A 15823-nucleotide genomic window follows, 5' to 3' on the forward strand; every position below is an offset into this window, starting at 1 on the left:
TAGCCTATGATATCCATGCCTATTTATTTAAACAAGATGCTAATTCAGGATTTACATTCTATTTTAATAAATGGATATTTACAAAGTACAAGTATAAAGTATATTACAGATAAAACAGATTCTGTTAGATTGCAAAAAGGGATGGAGAAACGCTGTAGAAATGAAGATACTTATTCTAAAAAGAAAAATAAATTTCATAACAGAGAAAAAAGCATATGTAATAAGGATAAAGAAAGCTTATCAATCAAATGCAATTCTTTAAGTGATGAATCTAATATTATGGGAAGTTTAGATGGGAAAAATACTAATATAAGAGAATTTGGAATTACTAAAATATATACTACTTTTCATTTGTTTCATAATTTAAAAAATATGATGATGAACCAAAATATGATAAAACAAATCACAGAAAAAGATATTATAAATAATAATATAGATTGTGGAGATTATGTAGAGTTTGAAGCTAATATGGATACTATATGTATAGTTTCTCAATTAAGTTGTATAATAGACACTATGGAATGCTATGATGTTAATAAATTAGATGATTTACTTCAAGAAAAAAGTAAATTAGATGAAAGTCACTTTATGAATAATTATAATGTAGTATTAAAAGAATTAAAAAATTTAAATGAAAATTTAAACAGTTATAATACTAGAGATATTGTAGTAAGACTAAAAAATTGTAGTGGAGTATTAACTGTAAATACAAATAATTTTTCTGAGGAAAACCCATATATGTATGATATGGCCTATTGTAATTGTAAAATTTTGTGCAAGGTTGTTAAAATAGCACAGAGTCAAGATAAGATTGATTTGCTTAGAAAAACTAGAATGAGTGGTTATTACAATAAGTTTTTAAAATCTATAACTCCCCATTTAAAACTACTGAACGATAATGATATTATAACTTTAAATAACATTATTACAAGTATACAAGGTCCAGCTATTCAAGCTTTGCCTATAGCTATATATGTATAAAATCTTAAATATAAGTATAAATAAATACTAGCTAATTATTTTTTGAAACAACTAATTTTAACTTATATTTTAACAAAAATTAGTTTAGAGCTAATATATAACTTAAGTATTAGCTCTAAAAAATATATTACAATGGTATTAAAAATAGCACACATAGAATTATAAACTTATTTTTAAAAAATGTGGTTTGATATATTTCCAGGAAGTTTTAATTGGAATATTTAAATCATTAAAGGTATGCTGTGATATTAAAGGTTCTTTACCTTGAAAAGAAGTTATTATTGTAGAATGAAATATACGATTATTATTATCCTCAAAAAATACTAGATCACCAATATTTAATTCATTTTTATTGTAAACTTCTAATCCCTTTGCACCAAAAGAACCTTTTTCTTGGTTTACCTTTAAATAATAATATAAAGAATGAGCTACAGCCCAACATATAGACCAGGTATCATCCATTACATTTATAGTATTGTTATGTTTATACCACCAGGGATACTCGCTATTAAAATTCATGGGCGCACCACCAGCTAATAGACATTGAGATATAAAGTTTGTGCAATCACCACTACTATTATTTACTATAGGCAAGTATCTATATTGGGGATTAGGATTTAAGGCATAAGTTGTAGCATAGGCTACAGCCTTTTCTCTTAAGTATCTGTTTTGTTTTTTTATTCTCCAATTCATTTAAATTTAAAACCTCACTAAATGCTTATAATTAATATGATATGATAAGTGATTTGCTACAGTGAAAATTATAAACATTTATAAAGAAAAATAGAAAGATAGTATGTAATATTAATATTTCCAGATGTATTGTGTTAATAAAGTTAGTTAAAAATTTGTATTTATCAAAATTGTAGGGTGTTCACTGTTCTAAGAAAATAGTATAATATTCAAGGGAAAGTCTGTGTGATCATTAAAATATAGAAATTAGAGGAGAATAATATGAAGGAAAGTACTATAGAAAAAATGAAAAAAATAATAGAAGAAAACAAAAATAAATCTTCACAAAATAATTCTAAATTAAGGGCTCAAAAGAATATTGGAGGAAGTAGGAAAGCCATTAGAAATAAAAAGACTGGTGGATTGTTTGATAAATAGATAATTTATATTGTAGAGAATAATATAAAAAATATTCAATGGGTTGAAGAATATTTATAATTAAATCATATAATATGGGTAATTATAAGTATATAGAATATATAATATATAATACATAGAATGCTTATGTAACAAAGTATTCAAAAATAAATTTCATTTTAACATTAAAAAGCTATGAATAAAACATTCTCTATTCATAGCTTTTTATTTAATTCTTAAGGTTTAATAAATAGTTGAGTCCAATAATATACACCAGAAGAACTTTTATATAAACCTACACCAATTTCAGTATAAGTATTGCTTAATATGTTTTTTCTATCATCAGGAGAATTCATTAAATTAGTCATAACCTGTTGAGGAATCTTTTTATCATAAGCTATGTTTTCACCAGTGGTAATAGACTTTATATTAAAATTTTGTAACATGGTAGGAGGAGAACCATAAGTTGATGAAGTATGAGAGAAATAGCCTTTAGTGGCCATATCTTGAGATTTATATCTAGCTACTTTAGAAACCTGGCAGTTAGTTCTTAAATGAGGTAATCCAGCCTGTTCTCTCTCAATATTTACAAGGCTTATGACTTCATTTTCTAAAGCTTTTATAGTATCTATACTTGGTATATTTATCTTTTGACCAGGATATATTAAAGAAGTATTTTTGATTTGAGGATTAACTTCTATTATTTTGCTTAGTCCAATTTGGTATTTTACTGCAATCTTCCATAAGCTGTCTCCAGAAACTACAGTATAAGAAGTATAATCAGCAGCAGAAACACTAGTGCATTTGAAAATACATAAAAAACCAGCTAATAACACTGAGAACAAAGTTTTTTTAAATAAAAATTTCTTCAATTATTACACCTACCTTAAATTTCTCTACAATAATAGTTTAAATTTAAAAGTGCATTTATATCCTATAATAAAAATGGAAATAAAGTTTTATTATAAAGCATAATATTAACAATATTTCAAATGTTAAAATAAATAAATTTTATATAAAATAACTTTATATAATTTCAAAAATTTAAAATATTATTAATATTCGGAATTGATGCTATAAAGATGATAAAATATGCTAAGATGTAATTAAATTTATATTAAGGGAAAAACTATTATTTAATTAAATCTAAAATAAGGAGGAAGTTATATTTTGAAATTTACAGATTATAAATATGAAAGACCAAACATAGAGATGGTTTTATTAGAATTTAAGAAGTTAATAGAAGGTTTTCAAAAATCTCAATCTTCAGAGGAACAGGATAAAATAATAATAAAAATCAATACTTTAAGAAATGAAGTAGAAAGTATGATAGAACTTGTGAATATAAGAAATTCTATAAATACAGAAGATTCTCTTTATGAAAAAGAAAAAGCTTTTATGGATGAGAATATACCTATATACGAAGGGATTATAGCAAAATATTATAAAGTGCTGGTGAATTCAAAATTTAAGAATGAATTAGAAGATAAATGGGGAAAACAATTATTTATATTGGCAGAGATGAAGCTTAAAACCTTTGAAGATGGAATATTAGAGGAATTAAAAGAGGAAAATAAATTGATTACTGAATATGAAAAATTAAAGGCTTCTGCTAGAATAGTATTTGAAGGAGAAGAAAGGAATTTAGCACAGTTAGAACCTTTTATTCAATCAAAATATAGAGAAATGAGAAAGAGAGCCTATGAAGCTTCTACTAATTTTTATGCGGAAAATGAAGAGAAATTTGATAATATATTTGATAAATTAGTTAAAGTAAGACATAAAATAGCTAAAAAACTAGGATACAATAATTTTGTAGAACTTGCTTATGTAAGAATGATGAGATCAGATTATGATTCCAATATGGTTAAAAACTATAGAAATGCAGTAGAAAAATATATAGTTCCTTTAGCAGAGTCGCTAAAATTAAGGCAAAAGCAACGTTTGGGGCTTAAAACTCTTAAATATTATGACGAACCCTTGAAATTTTTAACAGGGAATGCTGTTCCAAAGGGGGATGCTTCTGATATATTAGAGAAAGCAAAAAAGATGTACGGAGAATTATCTAAAGAAACGGATGAATTTTTTACATTTATGCTGCAGAATGAACTTATGGATCTTATAAGCAAAAAGGGGAAAGCTTCAGGGGGATATTGTACTTATATATCAAAATATAAATCTCCTTTCATATTTTCAAATTTCAACGGAACCTCTGGAGATGTAGATGTACTTACCCATGAAGCAGGTCATGCTTTTCAGGCTTATTGTAGTAGACATTATGAAGTGCCAGAATATATATTCCCAACATATGAAGCGGCAGAAATACATTCTATGAGTATGGAATTCCTTGCATGGCCTTGGATGGAATTGTTTTTTAAAGAGGATGAATTAAAATATAAATTTAGTCATTTAGCTTCTGCTATAATATTTATACCTTATGGAGTTACAGTGGATGAATTTCAACATTTTGTATATGAAAATCCTGATGCATCTCCTCTGGAGAGAAAAGATAAGTGGAGAAAAATTGAAAAGAAATATCTTCCTAGTAGAGACTATGAAGACAATGATTTTTTAAATAGAGGAGGATTTTGGTTCAAACAATCCCACATATTTTCAGTTCCTTTTTATTATATAGATTATACCTTGGCACAAATTTGTGCATTGCAATTTTGGCATAAATCTAATGAAAATAGAGAAAAAGCTTGGGAAGATTATTTGAATTTATGTAAAAAAGGAGGAAGCAAATCTTTCTTAGAATTAGTTAAAGAGGCTAATCTGAATAATCCATTTCAGAAGGAAACTATTGAAAGAACTATAGAACCTGTTAAAGTATGGTTAGATTCTATAAATGACACTAATATGTAACCAACAAATTTAGGCTATATCTTAAATTTTATTTAATAGATATAGCCTTTTTATTTGGATTTTTTAGATATACATATAAGAGTATCTATTTTATATTTTAAAGAATCATATATGTCTTCACACTGTTCAGTTATTTCATAAATTAATTTAAGCGTATCCTTAATCTTAGAATCCTTAGGCTTTAAATATATAGCAGTGGATAGAACATTAGCAGAAGTAGAGAGATTTAGAGAGGTGGTGCTAAGATTCGTTAAAGTATAAAGTAAAGGATAAACTTCATTATTAAAATAAATTAATCCCTCTGGATTTAATTTAAGTCTTATTAATTCATCTCTTAAAGCGTTTATATTTTTTATCCTATTTAAGGTCTTTTCTATACACTCATCAGATAGGTTTATTAAAGTATCTATATTTTCTATATCTTCTATATCAATATCTTTTTTGCTATTTTCATTATTCATAATTATTAAATTATCCATTCTAAAATTGATATTTATATATAGTTATTATGAAAAAGAAAAAAATATTAATAAAATAGATGTAATATATTAATTTCAAAATAAAAAWCATTATTTCATTTATTAAAAAGCATTTTAAAAATGATTAAAATATCCATAATATTCTAACAAAAGAAATATTTTTTATAAAAAGAAACATTATTTTATAAAAAAAATAAAAACATTATCGATAATAACATATAATTATAAATATATTTTAATAAGAGACGGAGGATTTTGAGATGAAAAAAATAAGCACCAAAATAGCAATTATGGCTATACTAATATCTACTATTACAGCATTTTGTATAGGAGGCTTCTCAATATATCAATTATTTAGTACAAAAGATAAAGTGCTGGAAAATCAACGAAAAATAATGGTACAGTCTTATGATTTAGGTATACAAAATGAAGTTGAAAGTGCAATCAGTGTTTTGGAGGGGATTAATAAACGTTACCAAAAAGGAGAGCTAAAATTACAAGAAGCTAAAAAGTTAGGAGCAGATTTATTAAGAGACATGAGATATGGAAAAGAAGGGTATTTTTGGGCAGATACTTTAGAGGGTATAAATGTAGTTTTGCTAGGAAAAGATACAGAGGGCAAAAGTAGATTAGAAATGCAGGATGCTAAAGGAAAATATTTAATAAAAGAAATAATAGAAAATGGGAAAAAAGAAGAAGGTGGATTTACGGATTATTATTTTCCTAAAGAAGGGGGAAGTGAAGCTTTACCAAAAAGATCTTATAGTAAATTATTTAAACCTTTTGATTGGGTAATAGGTACAGGAAATTATATAGATACTATAGATAAAATTATTTTAACTGAGCAAAAAAGTTTAGAAAAACAAATTTTTAATAAGATTACTTTTCTTTTAATAATGATGGTAGTAATGTTATCATTAGCCATTACGGCAGGGATAACTTTAGGTAAAAAAATATCTTCTCCTATACTTCATATAACAAAATTAGTAGAAAAAACTGCAAATTTTGATTTGGTTGATGATGAAAATTTCAATAATATATTAAAGTTTAAAGATGAGACAGGAGTAATAGGACAGGCTGTAGTAGATTTAAGAGAACAGTTAAGGCATATATTTGAAAGTGTAAAAGATAATTCTAATTTGTTACTTTCAAATTCTCAAATTTTATCACAATCTTCAGAAACTACAGCTGATTCTATAGAGGCTGTAGGAAAAACTCTAGAAGAATTAGCAAAAGGGTCTGTAGATCAAGCTAAAAATTCACAGATAATAGTTGAGAGTTTATCTGGTTTTTCTGAGGAACTTAATGGAGTTGTAGATACAGCTAATAAGGTAAAAGATTTTTCTAAAGAAACAGAAAAAGAAAATATTAAAGGAAGAGACAGTATAGATATACTAAATAAAAAATTTGTTGAAAATAAAACTGCATTATTTATGGTAGGTCAAAATGTAAATGAATTATGGACTAAGTCTAATTCTATAGGAGAGATAGTGGTGAAAATTCAAGATATAGCAGAGCAAACTAATTTATTAGCTTTAAATGCTGCTATAGAGGCGGCACGTGCAGGAGAAGCAGGGAAAGGTTTTGCTGTGGTAGCAGAAGAAGTAAGAAAGTTATCAGAGCAAGTGGAAGAATCTACAAGAGAAATATCTCAAGAAATACAGGAGATACAGAAAAAAGTAAATGATTCTAAAAATAGCATGAATGAAAGTGAAAATATAATCTTAGAAGTGAACAATGCAGTAGAGGATACTAAGAAAGTATTTAATACGATAGAACATAGCACAAAAAATACAATAGATCAAATTACAAATTTATATGATAATATAACAAGAGTATCTAAAGATAAAGATAATATATTGGAATCAATTCATTCTATATCAGCCATATCAGAGGAGTCTGCAGCAGGGTTAGAAGAGGTTTCAGCATCTACCCAAGAGCAAACCAAAATAGCGGATAGTACTATGGAAGCGGCAGAAACATTAAAAGAAGTTGTATTAAATTTAAATGAAATAATTAGTAAAGTTCAAATTTAGATTAGTATTTTAAGTATCCATCTTTAACATATTTTAATTTAAAGGTAGAGTGGGTAAAAACAGATTTGTTTTTACCCATTCTACCTTTAAATTTTTAAAAGTTTTTATTAAGTTTATTTGGTATATGGAATTTATAAAAAGCAAAGAATATATAAATAGAGATGAATTAGTGTAAGTATATGTACTAAATATTTAAAGGAGAGATATAAATGAGTATGCATACAGGAATAGTTAAATGGTTTGATAATGAAAGAGGATATGGTTTTATATCAGGGAATAATGGAAAAGATGTATATGTTCATTCTATGCAGGTAAAAGAAAAAACTCATAATAAGGATTTGCATGAAGGTGAAGAGGTATTATTTGATATAATAGAAAGAGAAAAAGGGCCTGTAGCTATAAATGTTCAAAAGCTATAATAAATTAAACTTATAATAATTAACAAGTTGTAGTTTTTTAGTATAGTAAATCTAGTTTCAGTAAATATAAAAGTAGTTAAATTATATAGTGAAAATAGAATAATGTTTTAATGATTTTATAAAATTTTATAATTGTAATTTATATAAACACTAGAGAGATTTAAACCTTTCTAGTGTTTTATTATATATATTTGATTAGATATTGAAAGCAAAAAAGTATCAAATGGAAAGGGTTACCTTTAATTAAACAACATTTTATAACAAATATAATTGTATATTTTATATTTATTTTAAAATAATTAATATATTGTAAAGATTTATGAAAAAAATATCGAATAATAAAAGGTAATAACTAAGTATATTTTATAAGGAGGAGTAATAAATGAAATTTAAAACCATGAAAGGGAAAATGCTTACATATTTTCTATCCCTTTTTTTAATTATTTGTATTGCAATATCATTTATGGCATATTTCATGTCCAAAAAAATGATAGAAAGAAAAGCTTCAAGTCTTATGTCAGAGGTAAGTAGACAAGCAGTTCAAAATATAGAAGCACGTCTTAATGGAACTCTTGATTCAATAGAAACTGTAGCTAATATGCCAACAATAAAAGATCCAAGGCTAGGCTGGGATAAAAAGAAAACCATATTAGATGAGGAAATTAAATTACATGGACATATAAAAATGGGTATAGTTGGTAAAGGGGGCCAGTCAATCCAAACTGATGGTACTACAGTTAATATAAAGGATAGACCTTATTTTAAAAAAGCAATGGAAGGAAAGAGTACTATATCCGAACCTATAGTAAGTAAAGTTGATGGTAAGGTAGTTATAATTTATACAGTCCCAATTAAAAATGGGAATACTATTATGGGGGCACTTACAGCTGTAAGAGCGGGAAATGATATAAGTAATATTTCAAATAGTATAAAGGTAGGAGAAGCTGGAGGAGCATATTTAATAGATTCTACTGGAACAGTAATAGCTCATAAAAATAAAGAATCTGTTATTAAAAGAGAAAATAGTATAAAAGATGCTCAAAGTAATGAAGAATTAAAACCAATAGCGGCTATAGAGAAGTCAATGATTGAAGGAAAAGAAGGCACTGGACAATATAAATATAAAGGAGCTGAAAAATATATAAGTTATAGTCCAATGAAAAGTACCGGTTGGTCTTTAGCTATATATGCACCTAAGAATGAAATTTTAAAAGAAGTAGCTGAAATTACAAGAAATATAATTATAGTATCTATTTTAGGAATAGGTATAGCTTTAGTTTGCATATGGTTTATTTCTACACAAATATCTAATAATTTAATATCCATGAGAGATAGTTTAAACATAGTGGCAACAGGGGATTTGACAACTAATGTAAATTCAAACATAGAGAAGGAAAAGGATGAGATAGGTCATATGGCAAAGGCTCTATCTAAAACGGTGCTTTCTATAGGAAATATGATAAATAGTTTAAAGGGCAATTCCTTTAATATAGATGATAAAGCAAATAATTTAGCCGCTATATCAGAGGAATTTACAGCTACCACAGAGAATGTATCAACAGCAATACAAGAAGTAGCTACAGGTGCCACTAATCAAGCACAAGCTTTAACTGAAATAGTATCTATGCTTAATGATTTCAGCGATAAAATAAATTCTACAGTAAATAACATAGTAGAAATAGATGGAATGTCTAAAGAAATAGATGAAAAAGCAAATGTTAGTAATAAAGACATGAAGGAGCTTTTAAATTCTATAGAAAATTTAACTAAGGTATTTGAAAATTTTGAAACAAAAATTTGGACTATGGAATCTAATGTACAAAAAATCAATGAGATAACTAATCTCATAAATGATATAGCTGAAAAAACTAATCTTTTAGCTTTGAATGCTGCTATAGAAGCTGCTCGTGCTGGAGAATCAGGAAAAGGATTTGCAGTGGTGGCAGAGGAAATAAGAAAGCTTGCTGAGATGAGTAGAAAGTCTTCAGAGGACATATATAACATAGTAAATGGAGTTTTAGAGGATACTAAGGATATGGTTAAAAGTTCAAATGAAGTAAATGAAAAATTAAATGGTCAAAAATCTACTGCAGATGAAGCTATGAATTCTTTCATGGAAATATCAAAATCTGTTACAAATATGATACCTAAAATAAGAAATATAAATAATTCAGCTAATATTATAGAAAAAAATAAGAATGAAATTTTAAATAAATCAGAAACTATAGCATCTATATCTGAGGAAATATCTGCTTCTGCAGAAGAAATATCTGCATCTTCTGAGGAGATGAGTGCATCCTCAGAGGAAGTGGCTAATACAGCTCAAAGTTTAAATGAAATGACACAGGATATGTTAAATGAAATGAATAAATTTAAAACAGAATAGTAATTAAGAGACTAAAAAGTTTGCAATATACAAAAAATGAAGAGACATTAATAAATTTTTATTAATGTCTCTTCATTTTTTTATTAAATCTATATAAAGTGTAAAGAATTAAATTTATTTTATAATTATTATTGTTAAAAAAACACTATCAAATTTTAATAAATTGATAGTGTTTTCGATATATTTAGTTATACATTCTAGATTTTATGATTTTTATTTTCAAAATAGTTTTTTATTTGCTTTCTAAATATTCATCATAAGTAACCTTTTTATCAACAAATTTTGCTTCAGATACTTCTATAATTCTATTGGCTATAGTTTGTATAAATTGATGGTCATGAGAAGTAAATAATACATTACTCTTATAGTCCATTAAACCATTATTTAGTGCAGTTATAGATTCTAGATCTAAGTGGTTAGTTGGTTGATCTAATATAATTACATTAGCATTATTTAGCATCATTTTTGATAGCATACATCTAACCTTTTCTCCACCAGATAGAACTTTAACCTCTTTTAAGGCCTCTTCACCAGAGAATAACATTCTTCCTAGGAATCCACGTAGATAGCTTTCAGATTTTTCTTCAGAGTATTGTCTTAACCAATCTACTAAATTTAAATCTACATCATTAAAGTATTCAGAATTATCCTTTGGAAAATAAGCATTTGTTATAGTTATTCCCCATTTATATTCACCACTATCTGGTTTTAGTTCACCAGATATTATTTTAAATAGAGTAGTTATAGATAATTCGTCTCCTACAAAAGCTATTTTATCATCTTTACCTATTATAAAGCTTATATTATCCAATACTTTTGTTCCGTCTATAGTTTTAGTTAAACCCTCTACTCTTAATATATCATTACCAACTTCTCTTTCGGGTTTAAAGGCTATGTAAGGATATTTTCTACTAGAAGGCTGTATGTTATCTAAATCGATTTTATCTAATAATTTTTTACGGGAAGTGGCTTGCTTAGATTTAGATGCATTAGCACTAAAACGAGCAATGAATTCCTGAAGCTCTTTTATTTTTTCTTCTTTTTTCTTGTTTTGATCTTTAGCCATTTGAAGCGCTAATTGGCTAGATTCATACCAAAAATCATAGTTTCCTACATATAGTTTAATTTTACCAAAGTCAACATCTGCCATGTGAGTACATACTTTATTTAAGAAATGTCTATCATGGGATACTACAATAACTGTTCCTTCAAAATTTATTAAGAATTCTTCAAGCCAGTTCACAGATTTTATATCTAAGTGGTTAGTAGGCTCATCTAGTATAAGAACTCCGGGATTACCGAATAATGCCTGGGCTAGTAATACTTTTACCTTTTCGCTACCGGATAAATCCTTCATATTTTTTTCGTGAAGCTCTGTGCCTATTCCTAAGCCTTGAAGTAAGGATGAAGCTTCAGCTTCTGCTTCCCAACCGTTTAGGTCTGCAAATTCTCCCTCTAGTTCAGAGGCTTTTATGCCATCCTCATCTGTAAAAGGAGTTTTAGCATATATAGCATCTTTTTCTTTCATTATTTGATAAAGTCTTTCATTTCCCATTATAACTGTTTCTAAAACAGGAAATTCATCGTATTTAAAGTGATCTTGTTTTAAAATAGACATTCTAACTCCCGGCTGTATAGATACATCTCCAGTATTAGCCTCTATTTCTCCAGATAAAATTTTTAAAAAGGTACTCTTGCCGGCACCATTAGCACCTATAACACCATAGCAGTTACCAGGTGTAAATTTAAGGTTTACATCTTCAAAAAGTTTTTTGTCCCCATATCTTAAACTTAAATTTGTTACTGTAATCAAGTCTATACCATCCTTTACTAAAATTTATGTTCTCGCGACATTATACCATAAAATAAGCCATTTAAAAAGAAGGTATTTGTTAATCTTTCAAACTTTTCAAATTAATAAATTATTTTAAATAAAATTAATTTTTAAAGCAGTATTTTATAAAAAGCAACAGGAGTCTTAGTTACTTTAATATGATATAATATACATAAAAATCATTATAAGAGTGGAATCATTATTCAACTCTAATTCTTAAAGTTAAATTTTAAGAAAAAACATATAATAAAAGTAATGTATAGCTATGATAAGGGGAGTATACCTTGTATACTAGATATAAAAAGAAGGTGAGGATTATGAGTTTAGAAAGTGTAAAAAAACAATTCACAGATGAAAATTTAAATCTCAAAATATTAGAATTTGATGAAAGTACAGCTACAGTAGAATTAGCAGCAAAAGCTTTAGGAGTAGAACCAGGTCAAATAGCAAAAACTTTAGCTTTTCATGTTAAGGGAGAAAATATGCTTATAGTAGCTAAAGGCGATGCTAGAATAGATAATAAAAAGTTTAAAGCTCATTTTAATGGAAAGGGTAAAATGATGACTCCAGAGGTAGTATTGGAAGTAACAGGTCATGCCATTGGAGGAGTATGTCCTTTTGGGCTTGAAAATCCTATAGATATATATTTAGATCAATCATTAAAAGAATTTGAAAAAGTATACCCTGCAGCAGGTAATGCAAATACTGCAATAGAAGTAACCTTAGATGAGCTAGAAGGTATAACTAAGGGTTTATGGATTGATGTGTGTAAATAACTTTAATATATTAAAATTTATAATATTTTACATAAATATAAAATGTAGTAGTTTAATATAGAAAGTTTTATATATAAGAAGTGTGGAAGATCTTATATCCTACTTTAGAAGGATGATGATTACAGAGTGGAATCATAAGATAAAGTTTATTTTATAAAGATGGTGTCTCAAAGTAGATTTAATTTTGATGGAGCTAGGTTTAGAACTTTTTAGCAAAATAAATTTGTTGATAAAGTATACTTTTGCCATAGCGGTGCTAAATTAAGTCTATTTTATTTTGAGACATCATCTTATTTGGTTTGTATTATTTTTACATTTTTATGATAAATTAAAATAAATATATAAGGTTATACTTATTATATATATAATTAAATAACTATTTTATTATTATTATAGATTATAGTAATATTATAATTGAGAAATTATAGGAGGTTATATAATTTTTATTTAAAAATTATGAAAGTAATCTTAGATTAAAGAAGTTTTAAGTTTTTTACAAAGACTAATTTAATAATGGAACAAAATAGAAGGGGAGGTGAATTGTTGCTTTAATACTGACCTATTTTATATTTATTTTAGTATTAAATTAATAAAAATCTATATTTAAAAATAATTTTAAAGCTAAAATAACCATAAAAGGGTTACTTTAAAGGCAACTAATGAAAATGATAAGTAAAAATGAAATTGCAAAACTTAAAGGTGAAGGATTTTTAGCTCAAAAACAAGAAGGATATTTTTCTGTAAGAATATTAAGTAGAGCGGGGAATTTTACTTCTAAACAGATTATAAAATTGGCAGAAATAGCAGATAATTATGGAAAAGGCTATTTAGGAGTGACTACAAGATTAGCTACAGAAATTCCTTGGATTAAATACAAAGATATAGAAGCAGTAAAAAAAGAAATAGTATCTAGTGGCATGGCTCATGGAGGTACAGGTAAAAGAGTGAGACCTTTAGTATCTTGTAAAGGTACCGTTTGCGTTCATGGATTATATGATACACAAAAACTTTGTGGTGAGCTTCATGATAAATACTTTGGCTATGAATTGCCATCAAAGTTTAAAATAACTCTAGTAGGATGTCCTAATAACTGTGCTAAGGCATCTATTAATGATATAGGAATTATGGGACAGGCATATGTGGAACTTAATGAAGAAAAATGTAAAGCCTGCGGTATATGTACTAAATCCTGTAGACAAAAGGCTGTTACTGTAGAAAATAAAAAAATAGTATATAAAAAAGACTTATGTGTAAATTGTGGTAAATGCGCTACAGTATGCCCTTTTGGAGCTATGGCCATTAAAGATCAAGGATTACAAGTATATTTAGGTGGAAGATTTGGAAGGGAATATAGAATAGGTAATAGATTAAAGGGATTGTACAAAGAAGAGGAAATACCAGCTTTAGTACAAAGGATTTTTGATGTATATAGTGAAATGGGAAATCCCGGTGAAAGATTAGCTAAAATGATAGAGAGAATAGGATTTGAAAGAGTAGAAGAAGCTATATTATTATAAAAAAAAGATGAGGGTATAGGGATATACAGTGAGCTTCTGCCTATTTTAATATAGTTTAGATATTTTTTTATAATTATAAAACTTCTACTCTTTTACTACAAAAGTAAGGGACTCACACCAAATATCAAATTTGGTGTGAGTCCCTTACGATTTGAATTTTCTGTTTAATTAGTGAGGTTTTATTCTATATAATTATCTATTATACTTACTAATTCACCTATATCTGGCTTACTTAATTGAGCATCTGCTCCTACAGAGGTTCCTTTATGTTTTAAATCCTTTGTAATTAAAGAGGAAAATATTATAACAGGAAGTCTTTTAAGTATCGGGTGTTCTTTAACTTTTCTTGTAAGAGTATGTCCATCCATTTGGGGCATTTCTATATCTGTAATAAGAATTTGTACATCCTCTGTAAAATCTTCGCCTTTTTTCTCAACTAGTTCAAGTAATTTGTCTAAAGCTTGCTTTCCATCATCAAATATAGTTAGCTTTTTAAATCCAGCTTTAGTAAGGGTGTCTTTTAAAAGCTTTCTTATTAAGGAAGAATCATCAGCTAAAAATACCTTAATATGAGATCTATCTTTGTAATCTACATTAACTATTCTTTCTTCACTAATACCTGTACTTGGATTTATATCTGTAACTATTTTTTCAAAATCTAGTAATAATATAATTTTATCTTTTAATAATATGTTCCCTATGACCAATGGATTAGCAGCTATATCATCTGGTTTCAATATTTTATCCCAACCTATTCGGTGAACAGCTACTATTTCATCTATTTTAAAAGCTACACTAACCCTATTGAATTCACATATAATAGTTTTAAATTTTTTCTTTGAAGTATTCTTTTGACCCAATATATAAGAAAGGTCTATTAGTGGGAAAATCTTTTCCCTGCATAGAATTAATCCTTCGATAGCTGGATCACTTTGAGGTACCTTAGTTACATTATCTACTTCTATTACTTCTTTTACTTTTATAACATTAATAGCATAGTGTTTATTATTAACTAAAAATTCTATTATTTCTACTTCTCCTGTACCAGATTCTAATAATATATTAGTCTCCATTTTATTACCCCACTTTCTGGATTATAGCAAAAAAATGCTTATATTTTATTTATTGTATATTTCGTATATAAAAAATATTACTTTATATTTTTACTTGTTTTTATGAGGAGTTTCATTAATAAGTAATATATAGTGATTACATTATAACATAGTAATTTTGTTCAATAAATTAAATGATGCAGAAGTTTATAAATTTTAATATTAAAAAATAATTAGATGATACTATGAATAGATGATACTATGAATTTAAAGTGAATGTAGTAATTTAGCTGTATGAGTTGCTTGGTATAAGATGGATTAATTTCTTGACAAAATGATTTCCTAAGTTTAAACTTATATAAGTTTTTAATTATAAATATAATTTATAT

General features: G+C 26.7%; 13 protein-coding genes. 8 read left to right on the plus strand and 5 right to left on the minus strand.

What is annotated here, in order from left to right; translation table 11 throughout:
* The first annotated feature begins 6 nt into the window (after positions 1 to 6).
* Positions 7 to 981, plus strand: a complete 975-nt coding sequence (locus ACYUEW_RS14260) for a DUF6414 family protein (protein ID WP_460277005.1) — start codon at positions 7 to 9, stop codon at positions 979 to 981.
* 159 nt (positions 982 to 1140) lie between these two features.
* On the opposite strand, the gene ACYUEW_RS14265 is transcribed toward ACYUEW_RS14260, so the two are convergent.
* Positions 1141 to 1674, minus strand: coding sequence for an amidase domain-containing protein (locus ACYUEW_RS14265; protein ID WP_106900521.1), 534 nt, complete (start codon positions 1672 to 1674; stop codon positions 1141 to 1143).
* 261 nt (positions 1675 to 1935) lie between these two features.
* On the opposite strand from ACYUEW_RS14265, the gene ACYUEW_RS14270 reads away from it, so the two are divergent.
* Entirely contained in the window at positions 1936 to 2091 is a 156-nt protein-coding gene (locus tag ACYUEW_RS14270) for a hypothetical protein (protein ID WP_003486098.1), read from the plus strand.
* A gap of 215 nt (positions 2092 to 2306) precedes the next feature.
* On the opposite strand, the gene safA is transcribed toward ACYUEW_RS14270, so the two are convergent.
* Positions 2307 to 2942, minus strand: coding sequence for a SafA/ExsA family spore coat assembly protein (safA, locus tag ACYUEW_RS14275; protein WP_042385024.1), 636 nt, complete (start codon positions 2940 to 2942; stop codon positions 2307 to 2309).
* Positions 2943 to 3282: 340 nt separating this feature from the next.
* On the opposite strand from safA, the gene ACYUEW_RS14280 reads away from it, so the two are divergent.
* Positions 3283 to 4935: a M3 family oligoendopeptidase gene (locus tag ACYUEW_RS14280; RefSeq protein WP_265204216.1), complete on the plus strand. Its 1653-nt coding sequence runs from the start codon at positions 3283 to 3285 to the stop codon at positions 4933 to 4935.
* Between the two features lie 50 nt (positions 4936 to 4985).
* On the opposite strand, the gene ACYUEW_RS14285 is transcribed toward ACYUEW_RS14280, so the two are convergent.
* Positions 4986 to 5396 carry a hypothetical protein gene (locus tag ACYUEW_RS14285; protein ID WP_460277008.1) on the minus strand — a complete coding sequence of 137 codons (411 nt, stop codon included), beginning with the start codon at positions 5394 to 5396 and terminating at the stop codon, positions 4986 to 4988.
* A gap of 278 nt (positions 5397 to 5674) precedes the next feature.
* Between ACYUEW_RS14285 and ACYUEW_RS14290 the strand changes: the two genes are divergently transcribed.
* The 3 genes from ACYUEW_RS14290 (at position 5675) to ACYUEW_RS14300 (ending at position 10255) form a co-directional block, all read left to right on the plus strand.
* A complete protein-coding gene (locus tag ACYUEW_RS14290) occupies positions 5675 to 7450 on the plus strand; it encodes a methyl-accepting chemotaxis protein (RefSeq protein WP_460277010.1) in 1776 nt (591 codons plus the stop codon).
* Between the two features lie 209 nt (positions 7451 to 7659).
* On the plus strand, positions 7660 to 7869 hold the full coding sequence (locus tag ACYUEW_RS14295; RefSeq protein ID WP_003486084.1) for a cold-shock protein: 210 nt from the start codon (positions 7660 to 7662) through the stop codon (positions 7867 to 7869).
* A 382-nt stretch (positions 7870 to 8251) separates the two neighbouring features.
* Entirely contained in the window at positions 8252 to 10255 is a 2004-nt protein-coding gene (locus ACYUEW_RS14300) for a methyl-accepting chemotaxis protein (protein WP_460277012.1), read from the plus strand.
* 232 nt (positions 10256 to 10487) lie between these two features.
* Here ACYUEW_RS14300 and ACYUEW_RS14305 read toward each other — a convergent pair whose 3' ends face one another.
* Entirely contained in the window at positions 10488 to 12068 is a 1581-nt protein-coding gene (locus ACYUEW_RS14305; protein ID WP_061327694.1) for an ABC-F family ATP-binding cassette domain-containing protein, read from the minus strand.
* 338 nt (positions 12069 to 12406) lie between these two features.
* On the opposite strand from ACYUEW_RS14305, the gene ACYUEW_RS14310 reads away from it, so the two are divergent.
* Together ACYUEW_RS14310 and ACYUEW_RS14315 are read left to right on the plus strand one after the other, a co-directional pair.
* Entirely contained in the window at positions 12407 to 12865 is a 459-nt protein-coding gene (locus ACYUEW_RS14310; RefSeq protein ID WP_460277015.1) for a YbaK/EbsC family protein, read from the plus strand.
* 659 nt (positions 12866 to 13524) lie between these two features.
* Positions 13525 to 14382: a 4Fe-4S binding protein gene (locus tag ACYUEW_RS14315; protein WP_003486077.1), complete on the plus strand. Its 858-nt coding sequence runs from the start codon at positions 13525 to 13527 to the stop codon at positions 14380 to 14382.
* 179 nt (positions 14383 to 14561) lie between these two features.
* Here ACYUEW_RS14315 and ACYUEW_RS14320 read toward each other — a convergent pair whose 3' ends face one another.
* The gene (locus ACYUEW_RS14320) at positions 14562 to 15455 is read right to left on the minus strand and encodes a chemotaxis protein (protein ID WP_030035032.1); all 894 of its coding nucleotides are present in this window, start codon (positions 15453 to 15455) and stop codon (positions 14562 to 14564) included.
* Between the last annotated feature and the right edge of the window lie 368 nt (positions 15456 to 15823).

This window comes from Clostridium sp. CTA-1, assembly GCF_054768215.1.

Coding starts and splice junctions, on each gene's coding strand:
- ACYUEW_RS14260 (WP_460277005.1), top strand. CDS start 7: ATGATATCCATGCCTATTTATTTAAACAAGATGCTAATTCAGGATTTA.
- ACYUEW_RS14265 (WP_106900521.1), bottom strand. CDS start 1,674: ATGAATTGGAGAATAAAAAAACAAAACAGATACTTAAGAGAAAAGGCT.
- ACYUEW_RS14270 (WP_003486098.1), top strand. CDS start 1,936: ATGAAGGAAAGTACTATAGAAAAAATGAAAAAAATAATAGAAGAAAAC.
- ACYUEW_RS14280 (WP_265204216.1), top strand. CDS start 3,283: ATGGTTTTATTAGAATTTAAGAAGTTAATAGAAGGTTTTCAAAAATCT.
- ACYUEW_RS14285 (WP_460277008.1), bottom strand. CDS start 5,396: ATGAATAATGAAAATAGCAAAAAAGATATTGATATAGAAGATATAGAA.
- ACYUEW_RS14290 (WP_460277010.1), top strand. CDS start 5,675: ATGAAAAAAATAAGCACCAAAATAGCAATTATGGCTATACTAATATCT.
- ACYUEW_RS14295 (WP_003486084.1), top strand. CDS start 7,660: ATGAGTATGCATACAGGAATAGTTAAATGGTTTGATAATGAAAGAGGA.
- ACYUEW_RS14300 (WP_460277012.1), top strand. CDS start 8,252: ATGAAATTTAAAACCATGAAAGGGAAAATGCTTACATATTTTCTATCC.
- ACYUEW_RS14310 (WP_460277015.1), top strand. CDS start 12,407: ATGAGTTTAGAAAGTGTAAAAAAACAATTCACAGATGAAAATTTAAAT.
- ACYUEW_RS14315 (WP_003486077.1), top strand. CDS start 13,525: ATGAAAATGATAAGTAAAAATGAAATTGCAAAACTTAAAGGTGAAGGA.
- ACYUEW_RS14320 (WP_030035032.1), bottom strand. CDS start 15,455: ATGGAGACTAATATATTATTAGAATCTGGTACAGGAGAAGTAGAAATA.